17 protein-coding genes, 4 tRNA genes and 3 rRNA genes are annotated in these 22,171 nt (G+C 52.6%); 6 read left to right on the top strand and 18 right to left on the bottom strand.

The annotated features are described in order from the left end of the window. Positions 1 to 3: 3 nt before the first annotated feature. The 6 genes from ACLHV9_RS04420 to dnaQ form a co-directional block, all read right to left on the bottom strand. Positions 4 to 1,518 (bottom strand): ABC transporter substrate-binding protein, encoded by a 1,515-nt coding sequence (locus ACLHV9_RS04420; protein ID WP_176691080.1) that lies wholly within the window; start codon positions 1,516 to 1,518, stop codon positions 4 to 6. A gap of 2 nt (positions 1,519 to 1,520) precedes the next feature. Continuing rightward, positions 1,521 to 2,603, bottom strand: coding sequence for an ABC transporter ATP-binding protein (locus tag ACLHV9_RS04415; RefSeq protein ID WP_108090745.1), 1,083 nt, complete (start codon positions 2,601 to 2,603; stop codon positions 1,521 to 1,523). Next, positions 2,600 to 3,613, bottom strand: coding sequence for an ABC transporter ATP-binding protein (locus ACLHV9_RS04410; protein WP_108090746.1), 1,014 nt, complete (start codon positions 3,611 to 3,613; stop codon positions 2,600 to 2,602). The genes ACLHV9_RS04415 and ACLHV9_RS04410 overlap by 4 nt, the downstream gene beginning before the upstream one ends. After that, entirely contained in the window at positions 3,610 to 4,329 is a 720-nt protein-coding gene (locus ACLHV9_RS04405) for a FadR/GntR family transcriptional regulator (protein ID WP_108090747.1), read from the bottom strand. Before ACLHV9_RS04405 ends, ACLHV9_RS04410 begins: the two co-directional genes overlap by 4 nt. 376 nt (positions 4,330 to 4,705) lie before the next feature. Then, positions 4,706 to 4,782 (bottom strand) — tRNA-Asp (locus tag ACLHV9_RS04400). A 131-nt stretch (positions 4,783 to 4,913) separates the two neighbouring features. Beyond that, positions 4,914 to 5,645 (bottom strand): DNA polymerase III subunit epsilon, encoded by a 732-nt coding sequence (dnaQ, locus tag ACLHV9_RS04395; RefSeq protein WP_075204687.1) that lies wholly within the window; start codon positions 5,643 to 5,645, stop codon positions 4,914 to 4,916. 64 nt (positions 5,646 to 5,709) lie between these two features. On the opposite strand from dnaQ, the gene rnhA reads away from it, so the two are divergent. Beyond that, positions 5,710 to 6,177, top strand: a complete 468-nt coding sequence (rnhA, locus tag ACLHV9_RS04390; protein ID WP_028017739.1) for a ribonuclease HI — start codon at positions 5,710 to 5,712, stop codon at positions 6,175 to 6,177. Here the strand turns inward: rnhA and ACLHV9_RS04385 are convergent. Beyond that, positions 6,174 to 6,893: a class I SAM-dependent methyltransferase gene (locus ACLHV9_RS04385; RefSeq protein WP_108090748.1), complete on the bottom strand. Its 720-nt coding sequence runs from the start codon at positions 6,891 to 6,893 to the stop codon at positions 6,174 to 6,176. The genes rnhA and ACLHV9_RS04385 overlap by 4 nt on opposite strands. A 32-nt stretch (positions 6,894 to 6,925) precedes the next feature. Between ACLHV9_RS04385 and gloB the strand changes: the two genes are divergently transcribed. Together gloB and mltD are read left to right on the top strand one after the other, a co-directional pair. Further along, positions 6,926 to 7,684: a hydroxyacylglutathione hydrolase gene (gloB, locus tag ACLHV9_RS04380; RefSeq protein ID WP_049005846.1), complete on the top strand. Its 759-nt coding sequence runs from the start codon at positions 6,926 to 6,928 to the stop codon at positions 7,682 to 7,684. A gap of 68 nt (positions 7,685 to 7,752) precedes the next feature. Beyond that, positions 7,753 to 9,117, top strand: a complete 1,365-nt coding sequence (gene mltD, locus ACLHV9_RS04375) for a murein transglycosylase D (protein WP_028017742.1) — start codon at positions 7,753 to 7,755, stop codon at positions 9,115 to 9,117. A 52-nt stretch (positions 9,118 to 9,169) separates the two neighbouring features. On the opposite strand, the gene ACLHV9_RS04370 is transcribed toward mltD, so the two are convergent. The 3 genes from ACLHV9_RS04370 to ACLHV9_RS04360 all read right to left on the bottom strand — a co-directional run bounded on the left by ACLHV9_RS04370 (position 9,170) and on the right by ACLHV9_RS04360 (position 12,131). Next, complete coding sequence (locus ACLHV9_RS04370; RefSeq protein ID WP_407220196.1) at positions 9,170 to 9,943, bottom strand: class I SAM-dependent methyltransferase; 774 nt, start codon at positions 9,941 to 9,943, stop codon at positions 9,170 to 9,172. Between the two features lie 75 nt (positions 9,944 to 10,018). After that, positions 10,019 to 10,819, bottom strand: coding sequence for an endonuclease/exonuclease/phosphatase family protein (locus tag ACLHV9_RS04365; RefSeq protein ID WP_028017744.1), 801 nt, complete (start codon positions 10,817 to 10,819; stop codon positions 10,019 to 10,021). Positions 10,820 to 10,955: 136 nt separating this feature from the next. Then, positions 10,956 to 12,131, bottom strand: coding sequence for an MFS transporter (locus ACLHV9_RS04360; RefSeq protein WP_108090750.1), 1,176 nt, complete (start codon positions 12,129 to 12,131; stop codon positions 10,956 to 10,958). A gap of 104 nt (positions 12,132 to 12,235) precedes the next feature. Here ACLHV9_RS04360 and yafC point away from each other — a divergent pair, with 104 nt between their 5' ends. Continuing rightward, positions 12,236 to 13,141 carry a DNA-binding transcriptional regulator YafC gene (gene yafC / locus ACLHV9_RS04355; protein ID WP_028017746.1) on the top strand — a complete coding sequence of 302 codons (906 nt, stop codon included), beginning with the start codon at positions 12,236 to 12,238 and terminating at the stop codon, positions 13,139 to 13,141. 31 nt (positions 13,142 to 13,172) lie between these two features. Here the strand turns inward: yafC and dkgB are convergent, their stop codons facing one another. The 8 genes from dkgB to gmhB form a co-directional block, all read right to left on the bottom strand. Beyond that, the gene (dkgB, locus tag ACLHV9_RS04350; RefSeq protein WP_028017747.1) at positions 13,173 to 13,976 is read right to left on the bottom strand and encodes a 2,5-didehydrogluconate reductase DkgB; all 804 of its coding nucleotides are present in this window, start codon (positions 13,974 to 13,976) and stop codon (positions 13,173 to 13,175) included. 163 nt (positions 13,977 to 14,139) lie between these two features. Next, positions 14,140 to 14,216: transfer RNA gene (locus ACLHV9_RS04345), tRNA-Asp, on the bottom strand. A 55-nt stretch (positions 14,217 to 14,271) separates the two neighbouring features. Next, a 5S ribosomal RNA gene (rrf, locus tag ACLHV9_RS04340) occupies positions 14,272 to 14,387 on the bottom strand. Between the two features lie 73 nt (positions 14,388 to 14,460). Continuing rightward, positions 14,461 to 17,362, bottom strand: a 23S ribosomal RNA gene (locus ACLHV9_RS04335). A gap of 180 nt (positions 17,363 to 17,542) precedes the next feature. Further along, positions 17,543 to 17,618, bottom strand: a tRNA-Ala gene (locus ACLHV9_RS04330). A 42-nt stretch (positions 17,619 to 17,660) separates the two neighbouring features. Beyond that, a tRNA-Ile gene (locus ACLHV9_RS04325) sits at positions 17,661 to 17,737 on the bottom strand. 68 nt (positions 17,738 to 17,805) lie between these two features. Beyond that, a 16S ribosomal RNA gene (locus ACLHV9_RS04320) occupies positions 17,806 to 19,344 on the bottom strand. The 16S, 23S and 5S rRNA genes sit together here with 3 tRNA genes alongside, the layout of an rRNA operon. Positions 19,345 to 19,717: 373 nt before the next feature. After that, the gene (gmhB, locus tag ACLHV9_RS04315; protein WP_108089607.1) at positions 19,718 to 20,284 is read right to left on the bottom strand and encodes a D-glycero-beta-D-manno-heptose 1,7-bisphosphate 7-phosphatase; all 567 of its coding nucleotides are present in this window, start codon (positions 20,282 to 20,284) and stop codon (positions 19,718 to 19,720) included. Between the two features lie 188 nt (positions 20,285 to 20,472). On the opposite strand from gmhB, the gene metN reads away from it, so the two are divergent. After that, entirely contained in the window at positions 20,473 to 21,504 is a 1,032-nt protein-coding gene (gene metN, locus ACLHV9_RS04310; RefSeq protein WP_028018280.1) for a methionine ABC transporter ATP-binding protein MetN, read from the top strand. Then, complete coding sequence (locus tag ACLHV9_RS04305) at positions 21,497 to 22,150, top strand: methionine ABC transporter permease MetI (RefSeq protein WP_003856130.1); 654 nt, start codon at positions 21,497 to 21,499, stop codon at positions 22,148 to 22,150. The genes metN and ACLHV9_RS04305 overlap by 8 nt, the downstream gene beginning before the upstream one ends. The last annotated feature ends 21 nt before the right edge of the window (positions 22,151 to 22,171 follow it).

Raw genomic sequence — 22,171 nt, 5'->3', positions numbered from 1 at the left:
CGTTTATTTCGCCAGCGTCAAACCGGCCAGACGCACGATGCCGTCCGGGTACGGCTTAAAGCCCTGCACGCTTTTGTTCAGGCCAAAAATGCGCGGCTCGAAGTAGAGGTAGGCAATCGGCATATCGGTTTGCAGTTGCTTCACCACTTTCTCGTACAACGGCTGGCGTGCGGCCTGATCGGTGCTCTGACGCGCCTGAGTCAACCATTCATCTACCTGAGCATTACTGTAACGTCCGTCGTTTAAAGTGCCTTTGCTGTTAATGAAGCCAAAGATGCTGCCATCCGGATCGGGACGACCGGACCAGCCGGAGAAGCTCAGCTGATAGTCACCGCTCTGCTGGCGATCGAGCAGCGTGGCGAATTCGGTCATCTGCAGGTTCAGGTTAAATCCGGCCTCGGCGACCATCGCCTGCAGCACCTGGCCCACCTGCTGCGATGTTGGGTTGTTCGGCACCAGCAGGTTGACGGTCAGCGGCGTGGCGACGCCTGCCGCTTTCAGCAGCGCTTTGGCTTTGACGACATCGCGCGGTGGTACCGGCAGGTTGACGTGATACGGGCTCACCGTTGAAAACGCCTGGTTGGCTGGCGAATACAGCCCTTCAAAGACCACCTGATTTAGCGCATCGCGGTCAATTGCCTGAGAAAACGCCTCGCGCACGCGGGCGTCCTTGAACGGATCGTTCGCTGGCACCTTCCCGTTATTAATGTTGAAGGTAATGCCCTGATAACCCAGACCGGTGACCTTCGCCAGCGCCAGCTTGCTGTCAGCTTCCACAGTCTTCACGTCGCTGGCGGCGATGCCTTCAGTCAAGTCGAGATCGCCCGCGCGCAGGTTCGCGAGGCGCACGGAGGCATCCGGGATCGGCAGATAGATAATTTTGTCGAAGTGGTAGGCGTCTTTGTTCCAGTAGTTGTCGAAACGCGTCAGGACGATGCGGTCCTGCGACACGCGGCTGTCGAATTTATACGGACCGGAACAGACGGGATGCGCGGCAAAATCCGGTTTTTTTGCCGCTTCGGGTGCCATCATCGCGCCCGCGCGGTCGGTGAGTTGCATCAGCAGCGCGGCGTCCGGCGTTTTCAGGTGCAGGGCAATCTGCATCGGGCCAGTGACTTCAACGGACTCCACGGAGGAAATCTCGCTTTTACGCAGGGAGCCTTTTAAGGTCAGGGCACGGTCGAGGTTGTATTTTGCGGCGGCAGCATCGAATTTCTCACCGTCGTGGAAGGTGACGCCCTCGCGCAAATTCAGGGTGAGGGTTTTACCGTCGTCGCTCCACGCCCAATCTTTCGCCAGACCGGGGATAACCTTCAGGTTTTCATCCACGTCCACCAGCCTGTCGCACAGGGAGGCAAACACGAAGCGGCCATAGTAGGTGCGCGCCAGATGCGGGTCGAGCATGTCCGGGTCAGCGCCCAGACCAATTCGCAGCACGCTTTCAGAATGGGCGGGCAGCGCCGCGCCGAGCAACATGACACTTCCCAGTACGGTCAAAAGAGAATTACGCATTGTCATTATCATGAGTTCCTTAAAGGAAGGGAGGAGTGAGATGCCGCGTGTTCAAACAGCGCGCGGCGGCGCAGAAAGGCAGCAGATGGCGGAGCAATCTGGATAACGCTGCGATCGCGATTAATGTCCTGCCAGCGATGGCAGGCCACCTGACGTCCACCGTCCAGTACCTGATTTATCGGTTCCACCTGGCGGCATTCGTCGGTGACGTACGGGCAACGGGTGTGGAACCGGCAACCAGATGGTGGGCTGGACGGGTTCGGTAAGTCCCCCTGCAGCAGCGGCGCGTCACGTTCAACGCCTGGCTGCATCTGCGGCGCAGAGGCGATAAGTGCCTGGGTATAGGGGTGTAGCGGCGCATCAAAAATTTCTTCAACAGTCGCAAGCTCGACGATTTGCCCAAGATACATCACCGCCACGCGGTCGCTCATGTGGCGGATAACGGCCAGGCCGTGGGCGACAATCACCATCGTCAGCCCCAGCTGGTGCTTCAGGCTTTCGAGCAGGTTCACTACCTGCGCCTGAACGGACACATCCAGCGCGGATACCGGCTCATCACCCAGCAGCAGCTTCGGTCCCGAGGCCAGCGCGCGCGCAATGCCGATACGCTGGCGCTGCCCGCCGGAAAACTCGTGCGGATAGCGCCCAGTCCAGGCGGCAGGCAAACCTACGGTTTTAAGAAGCTCCGCGACGCGGTACTGACGGTCCGTTTTCTTCATGTTCTGGTGCAGCCACAGCGGTTCACCGACGATCTGCTCCACCGTCATGCGCGGGTTCAGCGAGGCGAAGGGATCCTGAAAGATAATCTGCAGCTCGCGCCGGAGCTGATTCAGACGAGCACCCGAGGCATGCGTGATCTCCTCCCCCTGGTAAAACACACGCCCTTCACTGGCGGCCAGCAAACGCAGCAGCAGACGACCGAGTGTAGATTTACCGGAACCAGACTCACCCACAATCGCCAGCGTTTCCCCCGGCATAACGGAAAGTGAAACGCGATCGACTGCCGTGACAAACTTCGCCGGGGTAAACAGTTTTTTCGGGCCGGGGAAGAGCTTGCTCAAGTCACGGGCTTCAAGAATGGGCGTAGTCATGCAATTTCTCCCAGGGCAATGTGTTGCTCCAGCGGCACGCGGAAGCAGGCAACCTGATGACCCGCGCCGATCGTATTGAGCGAAGGTTTTTCATCATGGCAGCGTGACTGCGCAAACGGGCAACGGGTAGCGAAACGGCAGCCTTTCGGCATCAATTCTGGCAGTGGCACCGAGCCTGGAATGGTGGAGAGCTGCCCCTTACGTGCCCCAAGAGAAGGAATCGACCCCATCAGGCCGATGGTGTACGGATGCTGCGGATCGGCAAAGATGGCCTCAACGCTCCCCTGCTCCACCACCTGCCCGGCATACATCACCGCCACCTGCTGGGCGACTTCTGCCACCACGCCTAAATCGTGAGTGATCATCAGGACCGCCGTGCCGGTCTCTTCTTTGAGGGTGTTCAGCAAGGTGAGAATTTGCGCCTGGATCGTCACGTCAAGGGCTGTGGTCGGTTCATCGGCAATCAGCAGTTTCGGGTGGTTAATCAGCGCCATCGCAATCATCACGCGCTGGCGCATTCCGCCGGAAAGCTGGTGGGGATATGCTTTCAGGCGCATCTCTGCCGCCGGGATCTGTACCTTCTCGAGGATCTGCAGCGCGACATTCATCGCCTCTGCGCGCGAGACACTCTGGTGTCGCATGACCGCTTCGCTAAGCTGGTCCCCCAGCGTAAACGCCGGATTGAGCGAGGTCATCGGCTCCTGGAAAATCATCGCCAGCTCGCTGCCACGCAGGTCAGCGTATTCCCGAGGCGAAAGCTTGCGGAGATTGTGACGGCGAAACTGCATCTCCCCGCTGACGATCTGCGCGCTGGCGGGCAGTAACCCCATTAACGCCAGTGAGGTGATACTTTTTCCGCATCCAGACTCTCCCACCAGCGCCAGCGTTTCGCCCGCTTTAATTATCAGTGAAATACCATCAAGGACGCTCACAGGCGAGCCGGCGAATTTAACGTTGAGATTATGCAGGTTCAGTACAGGCGCAGTGTCCTTAAACGGAATCGTCGTCATAGCGTGAAGTCGTCCTCAAGGTGGATAGCATGGATCAGGGCGGTTTGCAGGCTGAGCAGGTGTTCGCGCATGGCGGCCGCGGCCTCATTAGGCTGGCGATGGATAATCGCAGACATGATCTTGTGATGGTGGTCGTTGTAGCTATCGACGCGTTCGGGGGTGCGGGCTAATTCGCGCAGATGCTGCCAGCCCGGTTCACGTCTGACGGCATCAATGGCATCAAACAGGCCGAGCATCAGGCGATTACCCGCAGCTTCCGCAATCGCCCGGTGAAAGGCGCTGTCCCACAGTTCGTTGAGATCGCGGTCATCCGGGCTGACCTTATCAATGCGTTCCAGCATGCGCTGCATCAGCGCGAGGTTTTCCCTGGTGGCACGCAGTGCCGCAAGCCGGGCTAAGCCGGGTTCGAGCTGCAGACGAGCTTCCATCACTTCCAGAAGGTTGGTTTGCTGAACCAATCCCTGAAGGGCTAGCGGTTCAACCGGGGCAGCCGGACCGATAAAAGTCCCTTTGCCCTGTTTACGCCAGATGCGCCCCTCTTCTTCCAGCACATCCAGCGCACGACGAACTTCACGTCGTCCTACGCCGAGAGTTTCCGATAGCTCACGTTCTGTGGGCAGCGGAGTGCCTGGTGTTGACTCGTGCTGGTTGATTAACCCGCGCAGTTGTTCAAGCGCGGTGCTGGAATTTGCCAGAAACCGTGACGGTTTTTCCATATTGGTTCGCTCGCTTTCATCATTACTTTATTTTTATTAACGATAAGTTATTGATATGAAATGAAGCTTATCGTGCTAATGATTAAGCAATAACCAAACCAATATTCAATTGGTTCAGGTGTTTATTGGAAAGCGAGTGATAAGAGGATGATTTTTCGTGATTTATATTTACAAAGTGACACATTCCGACAGACGCCAGAAGAGACGACGGGAGGTTAAATGCACAGTATCAGTGCAAATAACGCACTAATGTTGTGCATATGTTAATTAATTGCACCGCTAAAATTAACTTTTTGTTAATAACAGAAGGAAGGGTAATTCGGAAAGTGGAAACGACGAAGGCCTGAATCATTTCTGATTCAGGCCTTCTGAATAGTGGCGGAACGGACGGGACTCGAACCCGCGACCCCCTGCGTGACAGGCAGGTATTCTAACCGACTGAACTACCGCTCCACTGTTCCCGTTTGGGGAACGAGGCGCATATTACGGTGTGCCTCTGATCTCGTCAACGCTTTTTCTCACGTTTTGAATCGTTTGCTGCAAAAATCGCCCAAACGATGTTTTTACAAGCATTCCGGCGCTTTTCAGGCGCGCCACATACAACTTCCACCTTTCTTCAGCACCAGATCGAGTCGGGATTCGTGATTAAGAAGCTCTTCATCACTGGCTAAAACAACCCGCAACCGACTTGCCTGGCGGACAACACGCTGAATTCCCGCCTCGCCCTGCGTCTGCTGAGATTCATTTTCCATGCTGAACTTCATTGACGTCTGTCCACCGGTCATCGTCAGATAGACATCGGCCAGGATCTGGGCATCGAGTAATGCCCCGTGCAGCGTTCGCTTGGTATTGTCTATTTCGTAGCGGGAACAGAGCGCATCAAGGCTGTTACGCTTGCCGGGGAACATTTTCCTCGCCAGCGCCAGGCTGTCTGTTACCTTACAGAAGGTGTTTGTCTTCGGGATATCACGATTAAGCTTGCTGAATTCATAATCCATAAAGCCGATATCGAACGAGGCGTTATGGATGACAAGTTCCGCGCCCCTGATGTATTCCAGGAACTCGTCAGCGACATCCGCAAAAGTCGGCTTATCCAGCAAGAACTCATCGGCAATACCGTGAACGCCGAACGCTTCGGGATCTACCAGCCGATCGGGTTTGAGGTAGACGTGGAAGTTGTTCCCCGTAAGACGACGGTTCACCACTTCAACGGCACCGATCTCGATAATCTTGTGCCCTTCGTAGTGCGCGCCGATCTGGTTCATACCGGTGGTTTCGGTATCGAGGACAATCTGGCGAGTAATTGCAGTGCTCATAGCGGTCATTTATGTCAGACTTATCGTTTAACTGAACGTTTCAATTACAGGAAGTCTACCAGAGATGCGTAAACAGGTAGAAATTTTCACCGATGGATCTTGTCTCGGCAACCCAGGGCCTGGCGGCTATGGCGCGATTATGCGCTATCGCCAGCACGAAAAAACTTTTAGCGAAGGCTATTTTCTGACCACCAACAACCGAATGGAATTGATGGCGGCCATAGTGGCACTGGAGGCGTTAAAAGAGCATTGTGACGTGGTGTTAAGCACCGATAGCCAGTACGTACGTCAGGGGATAACCCAGTGGATCCATAACTGGAAAAAACGCGGCTGGAAGACCGCTGATAAGAAGCCGGTCAAGAACGTCGATCTCTGGAAACGTCTTGATGCGGCGCTGGGCCAGCACGAGATTAAATGGGAATGGGTTAAAGGCCACGCCGGTCACCCGGAAAACGAACGCTGCGACGAACTGGCGCGTGCTGCGGCATCCAATCCCGCACATGAAGATGCGGGCTATCAGCCCGACGTTTAATCGGTTTTTTTGTATTGCCGCGTTGCACCAACAGTTTGACGGATATGCGTTTTCGTTTTGCTCTGCTTCATTGGATTAAGCGTAAGAGGGATAGTGCGCTTACGTGCAACGATGAACTGCATGCAGCCTAAAGCGGGCAAATGCGTGCTCAACAGTACACCTCCCTGCCGCGCCCAGGGGAGCACCTGAAAACCGCCGTAGCAGAGCACCTCAAAGTTTAGCAGTGAAAGCCAGTCGAGCTGGCGCATCATCGTGAACATCCGGCTGTTATAAGGTGGAGTTCTGCGTAACACGGGTACCAGCTTGCGCAGGCCCATCAAACTCAGAGGATTAAACCCGCTGAGTACCAGCCAGCCATCATCAATCAGAACACGGTCGGCTTCACGCAGCAAGCGATGGGGATCGCTACACCAGGGCAGTGTATGGGCAAGCAAACACGCATCAACGGACTTTTCCGCAAATGGCAGATGCAATGGGTCTGCTTTCACCTGAACCGGCGATCCGCCGAGCGAGACATTGACCTGATGTGAGATAGCGCAGCTTTCGGTATTGATTTCCGCGCTGAGATTGCCAATCTTAAGCAGGTGAAAGCCATACATTTTCGCAAGCCAGGGCTTCAGTTGTTGCTCTAAGGCCTCGCGATAGTATTCACCCCAGGGCAATTCCGCCCAACGCTCCGGTGCTGCGACAGTCTGAGGTATCCTTGCCGGTTTCATCAAAACACCTGCCACGTTATTAGAGGTAATGTATGAATCTTATCAGTATTCCTGCTTTTGAGGACAATTACATCTGGGTTTTGGTTGACGATGATCGTCGATGCGTCATTGTTGATCCCGGAGAAGCCGCCCCTGTATTACGTGCAATAAAAGAGAATGACTGGCAGCCAGAAGCCATTCTCTTGACGCATCATCATCACGATCACACTGGCGGCGTTCCCGAGCTGCGGGCCCATTTTCCCCATCTGGTGGTTTACGGACCGGCAGAGACACAAGATAAGGGAACAACCCGTATAGTCCAGGAAGGCGAAAAGATCCTCATACACCAGTGGGAATTTTCCGTATTTGCCACACCAGGTCACACTTTGGGACATCTGTGTTTCTACAGCAAACCTTATCTTTTTTGTGGCGACACACTGTTCTCTGGAGGCTGTGGAAGACTTTTCGAAGGCACAGCAACCCAGATGTATCAGTCCTTACAGAAAATTAATGCCCTACCCGATGACACGCTTATTTGTTGCGCACATGAATATACATTAGGAAATATGAAGTTTTCCGTTAACCTCTTACCCGAGGATCGCGCGATCCAGGATTATTATCACAAAGTGAAGGAGTTACGTGCAAAAAACCAAAACACACTCCCCGTAATTCTGAAAAATGAGCGCAAGATTAATTTATTTTTACGAACAGATGATATTGATTTAATTAACAAAATTAACCAAGAAACAAATTTGCAACAACCAGAGCAGCGTTTTGCATGGTTAAGGTCAAAGAAAGATAACTTCAGATAATTGCGGGTTGCCTTTTCAAAATTTCGCCGTTATCATCGCTCGTCTTTTAAGCAACTATTGACACACACATGAAGGCAAAAGCGATATTACTCGCCTCTGTCCTGCTTGTAGGTTGCCAGTCGCAGAACGGCAGCAACGTACAACAGCACGCACAGAGCCTTTCTGCAGCTGGTCAAGGGGAAGCAGGGAAGTTTGCAAGTTCGGCGCGATGGATGGACGATGGAACATCATTCGCGCAGGATCAAGACTTGTGGACCTCTATTGGCGACGAGCTAAAGATGGGAATTCCGGAAAACAGCCGGATTCGCGAACAGAAACAGAAGTACTTAAGAAATAAGAGCTATCTCCACGATGTAACGTTACGGGCAGAGCCGTATATGTACTGGATAGCCGGGCAAGTTAAGAAACGTAACATGCCTATGGAGCTGGTACTCCTACCCATAGTGGAGAGCGCTTTTGACCCACACGCAACGTCTGGCGCCAATGCCGCAGGCATTTGGCAGATCATTCCGAGCACCGGGCGAAACTATGGTCTGAAACAGACTCGCAGCTATGATGCGCGTCGTGATGTTGTCGCTTCAACGACAGCAGCTCTCGACATGATGCAACGTCTGAACAAGATGTTTGATGGCGACTGGTTGTTAACGGTCGCAGCGTACAATAGCGGCGAAGGTCGTGTACTGAAGGCAATGAAAGCGAATAAAGCACGGGGTAAATCCACCGATTTTTGGTCGCTCTCACTGCCACAGGAAACAAAGATTTACGTACCGAAGATGCTGGCATTGAGCGATATTCTCAAGAACAGCAAGCGTTACGGTGTACAACTGCCAACACCAGACGAAAGTCGTGCACTGGCGCGCGTTCGCCTCAGCAATCCAGTTGATATTCAACAGGTTGCAGATATGACGGGTATGTCGGTAAGTAAATTGAAAACCTTTAATGCTGGCGTTAAAGGCTCAACGCTGGGGGCAAGTGGCCCGCAGTACGTAATGGTTCCGCAGAAACATGCTGAACAGCTACGTGAGTCTTTAGCTTCTGGTGAAATCGCCGCCGTTCAGTCAACGCTGATCGCGGACGCTTCATCAGTCAACAGCCGCAGTTATAAGGTTCGTTCAGGTGATACGCTTTCGGGTATTGCATCACGTCTTGGCGTGACAGCAAGCGATCTGCAGCAGTGGAATAACCTGCGCAGTTCAGGCCTTAAAGTGGGTCAAACTCTGACGGTAGGTGCAGGTAGCAGCGCACAGCGTCTCGCCAGCAACAGCGATAGCATCACCTATCGCGTGCGTAAAGGCGATTCCCTGTCCAGTATCGCAAAACGCCACGGCGTGAACATCAAAGATGTGATGCGCTGGAATAATGATACTGACAATCTGAAACCAGGCGACCAGTTGACGCTGTTTGTGAAGAACAGCGCCACGCCAGACTCCTGAGAACACGATGGAAAGATAAAAAGGCACCGATTCCCCTCGGTGCCTTTTTTGTTTATCCCGCTTTTTGCGCTTCAGCCATGATGGTATCGCTGGTAAACGAACCATCCTCCTGTAATTCAAAGTAAGCCTTCACCTCTGCGGACGCACTCTGCTGATACAGCCGAATAGCGTGACTTAATGCCTCCGGAGTGCGCATACGGGCGATCCATGAGCTGAATTCCAGCGGTAAGCGATCGGTTATTAATGAGCGCGAAATCAATCCCGCCTCGGTAATGAGCGATAACCACTCTCCACTGGAGTAGTTTTGCACATGCGAGGTATCGCGCAGTGCTTCCACCGTCTGCAGCCAGATATTGCGCACCGGGTGTCCCGGAGACATCACATCCATAATGATAAGAACACCACCCGGCTTCAGGACACGTTTTACTTCACGTAATGCCTGGCCAACATCATGCCAGTGATGTGCGGAATAACGGCTGATAACCACCTCAAACGAAGCATCTTCAAAAGGTAAAGATTCGGCATAGCCCTGGCGCGTATCAATGTTTTCCAGCCCCTTCGCTTTCGCCGCCTCGGCAACCACCGCCAGCATCTGGCTGGATAAGTCATATGCAGTAACGTGCGCGACCTGTTGTGCAGCCGTAAAGCTGGCATGCCCTGCCCCGCAGCCTAAATCCAGTACGTGTGCCTGCGGGAACGCAGCCAGACGTTCACCGAGACGCACCAGATCGCGGCCGGAAGCATGTACGGCGCTGCTCAGATACTCATTTGCCTGAGAGCCAAACTGTTTTTCTACGTTGTCATGATGGGAGTGTGTTGTTGTCATCGTACTGTCCTTTGTTGGTAAAAAATAAAGGGCAGCACCCGAACAGGCCTGCCCCACGGCAGACCTGACACACCATTATTTATCAGGTTTGCCGGGACTGAATTCCACTAGTAGAGGATTGTGATCGGAGGCGCGCGTCACCAGAACGGAGGCGTCATGCACGCTCAAACCGCGATAGAAGACAAAATCGAGAGGACGACCAAAGGCTTTCTTGCGTTGGTCATCGCTAAAACGAACTTCACGCAGCGACATCTCGCGCGCAAAGCGATACAGGGCATTCATGCGCGGACGGCTCCAGGCATTGAAATCGCCTGCCATAATGATGGGGCCGCTGTGATGGGCAATCTGATCGCCAATTGGAAGTAACTGCTTACTGTAGACATCCACGCCCAGGCTGAAGTTTACCGCATGGATGTTCACGACCATCAGCATTCGTGTATCCGGCAGCGGGTAGACCGTCACCAGCGCCGATTTTGCCAGACGCAGGATAGGCTCACGTTCGCGCAGAGGACAGCAATAGACCGGATGCGCTGAAGAGAGTGTCATCACACCTGAGGGATGTTGCGGCAGGACAAACGCGGGAACCTGATCGGCGGCAAGATAGTTCGTGGTGGCAAACCGCACCAGCTCAGGGGTGGTTTGCGCCTCCTGGAGCAGAACCAGATGGGCATCTTTTCCAAAATTCTTGAGTACCGATAACCATTCCGCACGCTGCTGCTTAAAGATATTCCACACCAGTACACGGATTTTCTCATCGCTGCTTAACGGTGTACCGGCGGGTAATGCCTGGCTTATGCTCGCAAACGACCCCGGAGGCAAGATCCTCTCCGCTGGCATTCCGGCAACATAACGCATGGCATAGGTATTTTTTCGCACTTTTGGAAACAGCCTCTGTAACATGAACCAGCCCTGAAAACGGACTGGTTCTAATGTTATAGGGACTTTAGGTTACACTTTCAACGCAATTTCTGAGAAACCGCTTTCCAGTTTTGTAAGCAAGCACTTACTGATGTTACCCCAGTGCTACGCGAGTTGGTCTATCAAGGCGTCCACTCAGGCCAATCAACAGGAAGGCTACAAGCACGATCGCAGCACCAATCCATGGCGTTTGCGCCAGTCCAAAATGTTCAACCGTCTGCCCACCCACAATGGAGCCAATAGCAATGCCAATATTAAAAGCGGCAATGTTCAGGCCGGATGCCACATCCACCTCGTTGGGCGTATACAGTTCTGCTTTCTGTACCACATAAACCTGAAGGCCCGGCACGTTACCGAAGGCAAAGATCCCCATGACCAGGACAGTGGCCAGTGCGGCGTATTGCATTGATGCAGTGAACTGGAACACCAGCAGCAAAACAACCAATGCTGCAAAGATGAATTTGAGAGCGGGAACCGCACCATGTTTGTCTGCCAGTTTGCCGCCCCAGATATTACCTATTGCGACGGAGATGCCGTAGCCCAGCAAAATCCAGCTCACCGCATTCGGGGAGAAGCCTGCGAGATCCTGCATCATCGGCGCCAGGAAAGTAAAAGCAGTGAATACACCACCATAGCCCAGTGCGGTCACGGCATAAATGATCAACAGGCGCGGATGCGTCAGAACCTTTAGCTGGTCGCGCAGGCTGGCGCTCGCACGACCAGGTATATTCGATGGCACCAACAGAAAACTGGCTACCAGAGCAATCACACCCAGTAAAGAAACCGCCAGGAAGGTTTCACGCCAGCCGAAGTGTTGGCCGATAAATGTCCCCAGCGGTACGCCTGTAACAAGCGCGACAGTCAGTCCACCAAACATAATCGCAATGGCTGATGCCGCTTTCTCTTTGGGTACCAGACTTGTGGCAATGGTAGAACCAATTGAGAAAAAGACACCATGAGCAAGGCCAGTCAGCAGGCGGGCAATCACCAGTGTGGTGTAATCCGGGGATTGCCAGGCCAGAACGTTACCCGCTGTGAACAACACCATTAGCGCCACCAACAGTTGCTTGCGAGGGAATCGTCCGGTGAGTGCCGTCAATACAGGCGCACCGACAGCAACACCCAGTGCATAAATAGATACCAGCAGTCCGGCAGATGGCAGCGAAATCGCAAGCTGGTCGGCGATGGTAGGAACCAGTCCTACGATAACAAATTCGGTCGTGCCAATTGCAAAGGCACTGATCGTGAGGGCAAGTAGCGCCAGTGGCATAAAATACTCCGTCTCTTCAGGATTAAGATGACAGGCAGTATGCGCCAGTGCTTAAATAACAAAAATGGTCAAAATATCAATTGAATTTTGCAGGTGGTGCAACAATGAAAGCAACGTCGGAAGAGCTGACAATCTTTGTCGCCGTCGTCGAAAGCGGCAGTTTTAGCCGTGCGGCTGAACAGTTAGGGCAGGCTAACTCGGCTATCAGTCGCTCGGTGAAAAAGCTGGAGATGAAGCTTGGAGTCAGTCTGCTCAACCGTACGACACGGCAGCTCAGCCTGACGGAAGAAGGAGAGCGCTATTTTCGCCGCGTGCAGTCCATCCTGCAAGAAATGGCCGCTGCAGAGACGGAGATTATGGAAACCCGCAGCACACCACGTGGATTGCTGCGCATTGATGCGGCCACGCCGGTTGTGCTTCACTTTCTGATGCCGCTGATCAAACCTTTCCGCGAACGCTATCCGGAGATGACGCTCTCTCTGGTCTCCTCAGAGACGTTTATCAATCTTATCGAACGGAAAGTGGATGTGGCTATCCGGGCAGGAACCCTCACAGATTCAAGCTTGCGTGCCCGTCCACTGTTTGCGAGCTACCGCAAAATTATCGCCTCACCGCAGTATATTGCAGAGCATGGAAAACCTGAGACGGTTGAAGAGTTAAAGCAGCATCTGTGCCTGGGCTTTACGGAACCTGTGTCGCTGAACACCTGGCCTGTCGCCTGCCCTGACGGTCAGTTACATGAGATCACCTGCGGGTTGTCGTCTAACAGCGGGGAGACGCTGAAGCAATTGTGCCTTGAAGGTAACGGGATCGCCTGTCTGTCTGACTACATGATTGATAAAGAGATTGCGCGTGGCGAACTGGTGGAACTGATGGCAGATAAACGTCTGCCGGTCGAAATGCCGTTTAGTGCGGTGTATTACAGTGACAGAGCGGTGAGTACGCGTATTCGTGCCTTTATCGACTTCCTGAGCGAGCATATAAAAACAGCTCCCGAAGGAGCTGTGTGAGGGTTTCAGGATACAAAAGGTGGGGTCAAACTTAATCCCAGTGAGGGGCTAATCCTTCCGGGCTGACCAGGCGATCGTTGCAATCCAGTGCGGCGATCGCTTTTTTGTCTTCGTCGTCGAGCTGGAGATTCTGTGCTAACAGGTTACTGGCCAGGTTTTCACGTTTGGTTGAAGAAGGGATAACGGCATAACCTTCACCCATTGCCCACGCCAGGATGACCTGTGCTGCAGTCACATTATGTTTTGCTGCGATGCGTGCAATCACTTCATCTTTCAATGCTTTGCCATAAGCCAGCGTCATATAAGATGTAATATGAATGCCATGCTGTTTTGCCCAGTCAGCCACTTTGCGGTTTTGCAGGTAAGGTGACAGTTCAATCTGGTTAGTCGCAATATTTTCTGCACCAACGGCCGCAATTGCTTTTTCCATCAGCGGAATAGTGAAGTTAGAAATACCAATTTCACGGGTTAAACCCTGTTTTTTCGCTTCCAGCAATGCCTGCATGAATTCTTCCACTGAAACAGCATCATTCGGTGAAGGCCAGTGGATCAGCGTCAGATCGACGTAATCAGTACGCAGTTTTTTCAGACTCTCTTTCAGGCTGGGGATCAGTTTGTCCTTGCTGAGATTCTCAATCCAGATTTTAGTGGTGATAAACAGTTCGTTACGCGGTACACCACTCTCTTCGATAGCCTGACCAACAGCAGCTTCATTTTCATAAATTTGTGCCGTATCGACGGTGCGATAGCCCAGTTCGAGTGCGGTTTTAACTGATGCGATAACAACGTCGTCTTTCAGGCGGAAAGTGCCCAGACCAAATGCAGGGATAGTCATGTAATTCCTCGTTAATCATAGTTTTCGTTAACTGAGGAAGATTATCGCTATTGTCGTTATTCAGAAAAAGAGCGTAAAAAGCAGAGGATTTTTGCTAATTAAGCAATAATTATACGACAGATAATAAAAAAGCCCTGAGCGTTGACTCAGGGCTTTTAATAAGTGGCGGAACGGACGGGACTCGAACCCGCGACCCCCTGCGTGACAGGCAGGTATTCTAACCGACTGAACTACCGCTCCACCGAAGACTGCTGTAACCACCGGATTTATGCACCGGCTTACTACTTAATTTGATGCCTGGCAGTTCCCTACTCTCACATGGGGAGACCCCACACTACCATCGGCGCTACGGCGTTTCACTTCTGAGTTCGGCATGGGGTCAGGTGGGACCACCGCGCTAAAGCCGCCAGGCAAATTCTGTTAAATCTGTATCAAGGCTGAAATTTGATTGTCTGTCTCTTCGCCGAAACAGCTTCGGCGTTGTAAGGTTAAGCCTCACGGTTCATTAGTATCGGTTAGCTCAACGCATCGCTGCGCTTACACACCCGACCTATCAACGTCGTAGTCTTCAACGTTCCTTCAGGACCCTTAAAGGGTCAGGGAGAACTCATCTCGGGGCAAGTTTCGTGCTTAGATGCTTTCAGCACTTATCTCTTCCGCATTTAGCTACCGGGCAATGCCATTGGCATGACAACCCGAACACCAGTGATGCGTCCACTCCGGTCCTCTCGTACTAGGAGCAGCCCCCCTCAATTCTCCAGCGCCCACGGCAGATAGGGACCGAACTGTCTCACGACGTTCTAAACCCAGCTCGCGTACCACTTTAAATGGCGAACAGCCATACCCTTGGGACCTACTTCAGCCCCAGGATGTGATGAGCCGACATCGAGGTGCCAAACACCGCCGTCGATATGAACTCTTGGGCGGTATCAGCCTGTTATCCCCGGAGTACCTTTTATCCGTTGAGCGATGGCCCTTCCATTCAGAACCACCGGATCACTATGACCTGCTTTCGCACCTGCTCGAGCCGTCACTCTCGCAGTCAAGCTAGCTTATGCCATTGCACTAACCTCCTGATGTCCGACCAGGATTAGCTAACCTTCGTGCTCCTCCGTTACTCTTTGGGAGGAGACCGCCCCAGTCAAACTACCCACCAGACACTGTCCGCAACCCGGATTACGGGTCTACGTTAGAACACCAGCCATTAAAGGGTGGTATTTCAAGGTCGGCTCCACGCAGACTGGCGTCCACGCTTCAAAGCCTCCCACCTATCCTACACATCAAGGACCAGTGTTCAGTGTCAAGCTATAGTAAAGGTTCACGGGGTCTTTCCGTCTTGCCGCGGGTACACTGCATCTTCACAGCGAGTTCAATTTCACTGAGTCTCGGGTGGAGACAGCCTGGCCATCATTACGCCATTCGTGCAGGTCGGAACTTACCCGACAAGGAATTTCGCTACCTTAGGACCGTTATAGTTACGGCCGCCGTTTACCGGGGCTTCGATCAAGAGCTTCGCGTTACCGCTAACCCCATCAATTAACCTTCCGGCACCGGGCAGGCGTCACACCGTATACGTCCACTTTCGTGTTTGCACAGTGCTGTGTTTTTAATAAACAGTTGCAGCCAGCTGGTATCTTCGACTGATTTCAGCTCCACCCGCAGGGGCTTCACCTACATATCAGCGTGCCTTCTCCCGAAGTTACGGCACCATTTTGCCTAGTTCCTTCACCCGAGTTCTCTCAAGCGCCTTGGTATTCTCTACCTGACCACCTGTGTCGGTTTGGGGTACGATTTGATGTTACCTGATGCTTAGAGGCTTTTCCTGGAAGCAGGGCATTTGTTACTTCAGCACCGTAGTGCCTCGTCATCACACCTCAGCGTTAATAAACGACCGGATTTACCTAATCGTTCCGCCTACATGCTTAAACCGGGACAACCGTCGCCCGGCTAACATAGCCTTCTCCGTCCCCCTTCGCAGTAACACCAAGTACAGGAATATTAACCTGTTTCCCATCGACTACGCCTTTCGGCCTCGCCTTAGGGGTCGACTCACCCTGCCCCGATTAACGTTGGACAGGAACCCTTGGTCTTCCGGCGTGCGGGCTTTTCACCCGCATTATCGTTACTTATGTCAGCATTCGCACTTCTGATACCTCCAGCATCCCTCACAGGACACCTTCAACGGCTTACAGAACGCTCCCCTACCCAACAACACATAGTGTCGCTGCCGCAGCTTCGGTGCATGGTTTAGCCCCGTTACATCTTCCGCGCAGGCCGACTCGACCAGTGAGCTATTACGCTTTCTTTAAATGATGGCTGCTTCTAAGCCAACATCCTGGCTGTCTGTGCCTTCCCACATCGTTTCCCACTTAACCATGACTTTGGGACCTTAGCTGGCGGTCTGGGTTGTTTCCCTCTTCACGACGGACGTTAGCACCCGCCGTGTGTCTCCCGTGATAACATTCTTCGGTATTCGTAGTTTGCATCGGGTTGGTAAGCCGGGATGGCCCCCTAGCCGAAACAGTGCTCTACCCCGAAGATGAGTTCACGAGGCGCTACCTAAATAGCTTTCGGGAGAACCAGCTATCTCCCGGTTTGATTGGCCTTTCACCCCCAGCCACAAGTCATCCGCTAATTTTTCAACATTAGTCGGTTCGGTCCTCCAGTTAGTGTTACCCAACCTTCAACCTGCCCATGGCTAGATCACCGGGTTTCGGGTCTATACCCTGCAACTTAACGCCCAGTTAAGACTCGGTTTCCCTTCGGCTCCCCTATACGGTTAACCTTGCTACAGAATATAAGTCGCTGACCCATTATACAAAAGGTACGCAGTCACACCACGAAGGTGCTCCCACTGCTTGTACGTACACGGTTTCAGGTTCTTTTTCACTCCCCTCGCCGGGGTTCTTTTCGCCTTTCCCTCACGGTACTGGTTCACTATCGGTCAGTCAGGAGTATTTAGCCTTGGAGGATGGTCCCCCCATATTCAGACAGGATACCACGTGTCCCGCCCTACTCTTCGAGTTCACAGCCTGTGCATTTTCGTGTACGGGACTATCACCCTGTACCGTCGGACTTTCCAGACCGTTCCACTAACACACAAGCTGATTCAGACTCTGGGCTGCTCCCCGTTCGCTCGCCGCTACTGGGGGAATCTCGGTTGATTTCTTTTCCTCGGGGTACTTAGATGTTTCAGTTCCCCCGGTTCGCCTCGTTAACCTATGTATTCAGTTAACGATAGTGTGTCGGAACACACTGGGTTTCCCCATTCGGACATCGCCGGGTCAAAGGTTCATATCACCTCGCCGGCGCTTTTCGCAGATTAGCACGTCCTTCATCGCCTCTGACTGCCAGGGCATCCACCGTGTACGCTTAGTCGCTTAACCTCACAACCCGAAGATGTTTCTTTCGATTCATCATCGACTTGCGAAAATTTGAGAGACTCGAACACACATAACATGTGTGTCGTTTCAATTTTCAGCTTGATCCAGATTTTTAAAGAGCAAAACTTCGCAGTGCACCTTTTCAGGTTCACTCTGAAGTTTTCTTGGGTTCGCAGTAAAGGATGGTGGAGCTATGCGGGATCGAACCGCAGACCTCCTGCGTGCAAAGCAGGCGCTCTCCCAGCTGAGCTATAGCCCCATCGTTTGCAATCTCTGTACCGCTCATCCTTTAAAAGGAGTTTGGTAGGCCTGAGTGGACTTGAACCACCGACCTCACCCTTATCAGGGGTGCGCTCTAACCACCTGAGCTACAAGCCTGCAGAGATTTTACTGCTGTTTTTCATCAGACAATCTGTGTGAGCACTACAAAGGCAGGTTCTTTAAGGTAAGGAGGTGATCCAACCGCAGGTTCCCCTACGGTTACCTTGTTACGACTTCACCCCAGTCATGAATCACAAAGTGGTAAGCGCCCTCCCGAAGGTTAAGCTACCTACTTCTTTTGCAACCCACTCCCATGGTGTGACGGGCGGTGTGTACAAGGCCCGGGAACGTATTCACCGTAGCATTCTGATCTACGATTACTAGCGATTCCGACTTCATGGAGTCGAGTTGCAGACTCAATCCGGACTACGACGCACTTTATGAGGTCCGCTTGCTCTCGCGAGGTCGCTTCTCTTTGTATGCGCCATTGTAGCACGTGTGTAGCCCTACTCGTAAGGGCCATGATGACTTGACGTCATCCCCACCTTCCTCCAGTTTATCACTGGCAGTCTCCTTTGAGTTCCCGGCCGGACCGCTGGCAACAAAGGATAAGGGTTGCGCTCGTTGCGGGACTTAACCCAACATTTCACAACACGAGCTGACGACAGCCATGCAGCACCTGTCTCAGAGTTCCCGAAGGCACCAATCCATCTCTGGAAAGTTCTCTGGATGTCAAGAGTAGGTAAGGTTCTTCGCGTTGCATCGAATTAAACCACATGCTCCACCGCTTGTGCGGGCCCCCGTCAATTCATTTGAGTTTTAACCTTGCGGCCGTACTCCCCAGGCGGTCGACTTAACGCGTTAGCTCCGGAAGCCACGCCTCAAGGGCACAACCTCCAAGTCGACATCGTTTACGGCGTGGACTACCAGGGTATCTAATCCTGTTTGCTCCCCACGCTTTCGCACCTGAGCGTCAGTCTTTGTCCAGGGGGCCGCCTTCGCCACCGGTATTCCTCCAGATCTCTACGCATTTCACCGCTACACCTGGAATTCTACCCCCCTCTACAAGACTCTAGCCTGCCAGTTTCGAATGCAGTTCCCAGGTTGAGCCCGGGGATTTCACATCCGACTTGACAGACCGCCTGCGTGCGCTTTACGCCCAGTAATTCCGATTAACGCTTGCACCCTCCGTATTACCGCGGCTGCTGGCACGGAGTTAGCCGGTGCTTCTTCTGCGGGTAACGTCAATTGCTGAGGTTATTAACCTCAACACCTTCCTCCCCGCTGAAAGTACTTTACAACCCGAAGGCCTTCTTCATACACGCGGCATGGCTGCATCAGGCTTGCGCCCATTGTGCAATATTCCCCACTGCTGCCTCCCGTAGGAGTCTGGACCGTGTCTCAGTTCCAGTGTGGCTGGTCATCCTCTCAGACCAGCTAGGGATCGTCGCCTAGGTGAGCCGTTACCCCACCTACTAGCTAATCCCATCTGGGCACATCTGATGGCAAGAGGCCCGAAGGTCCCCCTCTTTGGTCTTGCGACGTTATGCGGTATTAGCTACCGTTTCCAGTAGTTATCCCCCTCCATCAGGCAGTTTCCCAGACATTACTCACCCGTCCGCCGCTCGTCACCCGAGAGCAAGCTCTCTGTGCTACCGCTCGACTTGCATGTGTTAGGCCTGCCGCCAGCGTTCAATCTGAGCCATGATCAAACTCTTCAATTTAAAAGTTTGATGCTCAATGAATTAAACTTCGTAATGAATTACGTGTTCACTCGTTGAGACTTGGTATTCATTTAGTGTCCGAAGACATTAAGAATCCATGTCACTTTGAGTGCCCACACAGATTGTCTGATAAATTGTTAAAGAGCAGTTGCAACGCGGCTTTCAGCTCACCGTTGCGAGGTGGCGTATATTACGCTTTCCTCTTTCAGAGTCAACCCGTTATTTCAGGATTTTTTCTCTTCAACCGACCGGGTTGTTTGTGAAGTGATTCACATCCGCCGTGTCGATGGAGGCGCATTATAGGGGGCCGCCGAGGAATGACAAGCGGAAAAATGCATTTTTATTTCAACCGCTCACCTTTTCACCAAAAAGGTTATTTTTGGTGCTTTTTGATCTCTTTTGGCAGTTCAGCCAGACTATTAATCACCCAATCCGCTGCATTCTCTGCTTCTGGCGTCACTGGCTTACCGGTGCGTACTAATATTTTGGTGCCTACGCCAGCTGCGGTTGCCGCCTGCATGTCTTCAATTTTATCGCCCACCATATAAGAAGCAGCCATATCAATGTGCAAAAATTCCTGCGCAGAGATAAACATGCCTGGATGAGGCTTACGGCAGTCGCAGGTCTGGCGATACTCTTCAACTGTTCCTTGCGGATGATGTGGACAATAATAGATACCGTCGAGATCAACACCGCGATCGGCCAGCGACCAGTCCATCCATTCTGTCAGCGTTTCGAACTGCGCTTCGGTAAATTTACCGCGAGCAATACCAGACTGGTTGGTGACAACCACCAATGCATAGCCCATCTCTTTCAGCTGACGCATTGCATCTATTACGCCTTCGATAAACTCGAACTCATCAATCTCATGGACATAACCGTGATCCACATTAATAGTGCCGTCACGATCGAGAAAAATTGCGGGTACTGATTTTGCCACCGGTTTGCTCCTGAAAAAGGCATGTCCGGCTAGTATCTCATGAATCGCAGCGCAATAAAGTGCTCATCGTACAGAGTTGGATTGATTTAGACGTCTGGATGCCTTAACATCCGTTTTGTTTACGGTCATCACCCGTATATGGCAGAAGAAAATGCCACGGCTAACTTACATACGATAAAAATAATCTAATGATTAAACTTTCCAATATCACCAAAGTGTTCCAGCAGGGGAACCGAACCATTCAGGCGCTGAACAACGTCAGCCTGCATGTTCCTGCTGGTCAAATTTATGGCGTCATTGGCGCATCGGGTGCAGGTAAAAGCACACTGATTCGTTGTGTTAACCTGCTTGAGCGCCCAACCCAGGGCAGCGTAGAAGTTGGCGGCCAGGAACTTACCGCCCTCTCAGAGAAAGAACTCACCAAAGCGCGTCGTCAGATTGGCATGATCTTCCAGCACTTTAACCTGCTGGCCTCCCGCACCGTTTTCGGCAACGTCGCACTGCCGCTTGAGCTGGATAACACGCCAAAAGAAGAAGTGAAGCGTCGCGTCATCGAACTGCTCGACCTCGTGGGTCTGGGCGACAAACATGATAGCTACCCGGCCAATCTGTCCGGTGGGCAAAAACAGCGTGTGGCCATTGCCCGTGCGCTGGCCAGTAATCCAAAAGTACTGCTGTGTGATGAAGCCACCAGCGCATTGGATCCCGCCACTACACGTTCAATTCTGGAACTGCTGAAAGACATTAACCGTCGTCTGGGCCTGACAATTCTCCTTATTACGCATGAAATGGACGTGGTGAAACGCATCTGTGACTGCGTCGCAGTGATCAGCAACGGCGAACTGATTGAGCAGGATACGGTAAGTGAAGTGTTCTCTCATCCGAAGACGCCGCTGGCACAGCAATTCATCCAGTCCACACTGCATCTGGATATTCCGGAAGATTATCTGGAACGCTTAAAAACAGAACCGACGGCAGATAGCGTCCCGATGCTGCGCATGGAGTTCACGGGTCAATCTGTCGATGCTCCCCTGCTTTCCGAAACCGCGCGTCGCTTTAACGTGAACAACAACATCATCAGCGCGCAGATGGATTACGCCGGTGGCGTGAAGTTCGGCATCATGCTGACAGAAATGCACGGCACACAAGAAGAAACCCAGGCCGCGATTGCCTGGCTGCAAGAACACCACGTAAAAGTAGAGGTACTGGGTTATGTCTGAGCCGATGATGTGGCTGCTGGTTCGCGGCGTTTGGGAAACGCTGGCAATGACCTTTGTATCTGGCTTCTTTGGGTTTGTGATTGGTCTCCCGGTCGGCGTGCTGCTGTATGTGACACGTCCGGGGCAAATCATTGAGAACGCGAAACTATACCGCACGCTTTCTGCGCTGGTGAATATCTTCCGTTCTATCCCGTTCATTATTCTGCTGGTATGGATGATTCCATTCACCCGCGTGATTGTCGGTACCTCTATCGGTCTGCAGGCTGCCATCGTTCCCCTGACTGTCGGCGCTGCGCCGTTTATCGCGCGTATGGTTGAAAACGCCCTGCTGGAGATCCCGACAGGTTTGATTGAAGCCTCCCGCGCAATGGGTGCCACACCGATGCAGATCGTACGCAAGGTGCTGCTGCCGGAAGCACTGCCAGGGCTGGTCAACGCGGCTACCATTACGCTTATCACCCTGGTGGGTTATTCCGCGATGGGGGGTGCAGTTGGCGCTGGCGGTTTAGGCCAAATTGGTTACCAGTACGGCTATATTGGATATAACGCTACCGTGATGAATACCGTTCTGGTATTGCTGGTTGTGTTGGTTTACTTAATCCAGTTCTCTGGCGATCGCATCGTCCGGGCTGTTACGCACAAATAACGTTACACACAACACAAACTC

Source organism: Enterobacter sp. CPE_E890 (assembly GCF_046521475.1).
GTDB classification, from domain to species: domain Bacteria; phylum Pseudomonadota; class Gammaproteobacteria; order Enterobacterales; family Enterobacteriaceae; genus Enterobacter; species Enterobacter adelaidei.
The sequence above is the reverse complement of the archived record's forward strand: the minus strand, read 5'-3'. Positions and strand labels throughout refer to the sequence as shown.

Bases quoted from the DNA above. Each gene is read 5' to 3' on its own strand.
- ACLHV9_RS04420 (WP_176691080.1), bottom strand. From the start codon at position 1,518: ATGACAATGCGTAATTCTCTTTTGACCGTACTGGGAAGTGTCATGTTG.
- ACLHV9_RS04415 (WP_108090745.1), bottom strand. From the start codon at position 2,603: ATGACTACGCCCATTCTTGAAGCCCGTGACTTGAGCAAGCTCTTCCCC.
- ACLHV9_RS04410 (WP_108090746.1), bottom strand. From the start codon at position 3,613: ATGACGACGATTCCGTTTAAGGACACTGCGCCTGTACTGAACCTGCAT.
- ACLHV9_RS04405 (WP_108090747.1), bottom strand. From the start codon at position 4,329: ATGGAAAAACCGTCACGGTTTCTGGCAAATTCCAGCACCGCGCTTGAA.
- dnaQ (WP_075204687.1), bottom strand. From the start codon at position 5,645: ATGAGCACTGCAATTACTCGCCAGATTGTCCTCGATACCGAAACCACC.
- rnhA (WP_028017739.1), top strand. From the start codon at position 5,710: ATGCGTAAACAGGTAGAAATTTTCACCGATGGATCTTGTCTCGGCAAC.
- ACLHV9_RS04385 (WP_108090748.1), bottom strand. From the start codon at position 6,893: ATGAAACCGGCAAGGATACCTCAGACTGTCGCAGCACCGGAGCGTTGG.
- gloB (WP_049005846.1), top strand. From the start codon at position 6,926: ATGAATCTTATCAGTATTCCTGCTTTTGAGGACAATTACATCTGGGTT.
- mltD (WP_028017742.1), top strand. From the start codon at position 7,753: ATGAAGGCAAAAGCGATATTACTCGCCTCTGTCCTGCTTGTAGGTTGC.
- ACLHV9_RS04370 (WP_407220196.1), bottom strand. From the start codon at position 9,943: ATGACAACAACACACTCCCATCATGACAACGTAGAAAAACAGTTTGGC.
- ACLHV9_RS04360 (WP_108090750.1), bottom strand. From the start codon at position 12,131: ATGCCACTGGCGCTACTTGCCCTCACGATCAGTGCCTTTGCAATTGGC.
- yafC (WP_028017746.1), top strand. From the start codon at position 12,236: ATGAAAGCAACGTCGGAAGAGCTGACAATCTTTGTCGCCGTCGTCGAA.
- dkgB (WP_028017747.1), bottom strand. From the start codon at position 13,976: ATGACTATCCCTGCATTTGGTCTGGGCACTTTCCGCCTGAAAGACGAC.
- metN (WP_028018280.1), top strand. From the start codon at position 20,473: ATGATTAAACTTTCCAATATCACCAAAGTGTTCCAGCAGGGGAACCGA.
- ACLHV9_RS04305 (WP_003856130.1), top strand. From the start codon at position 21,497: ATGTCTGAGCCGATGATGTGGCTGCTGGTTCGCGGCGTTTGGGAAACG.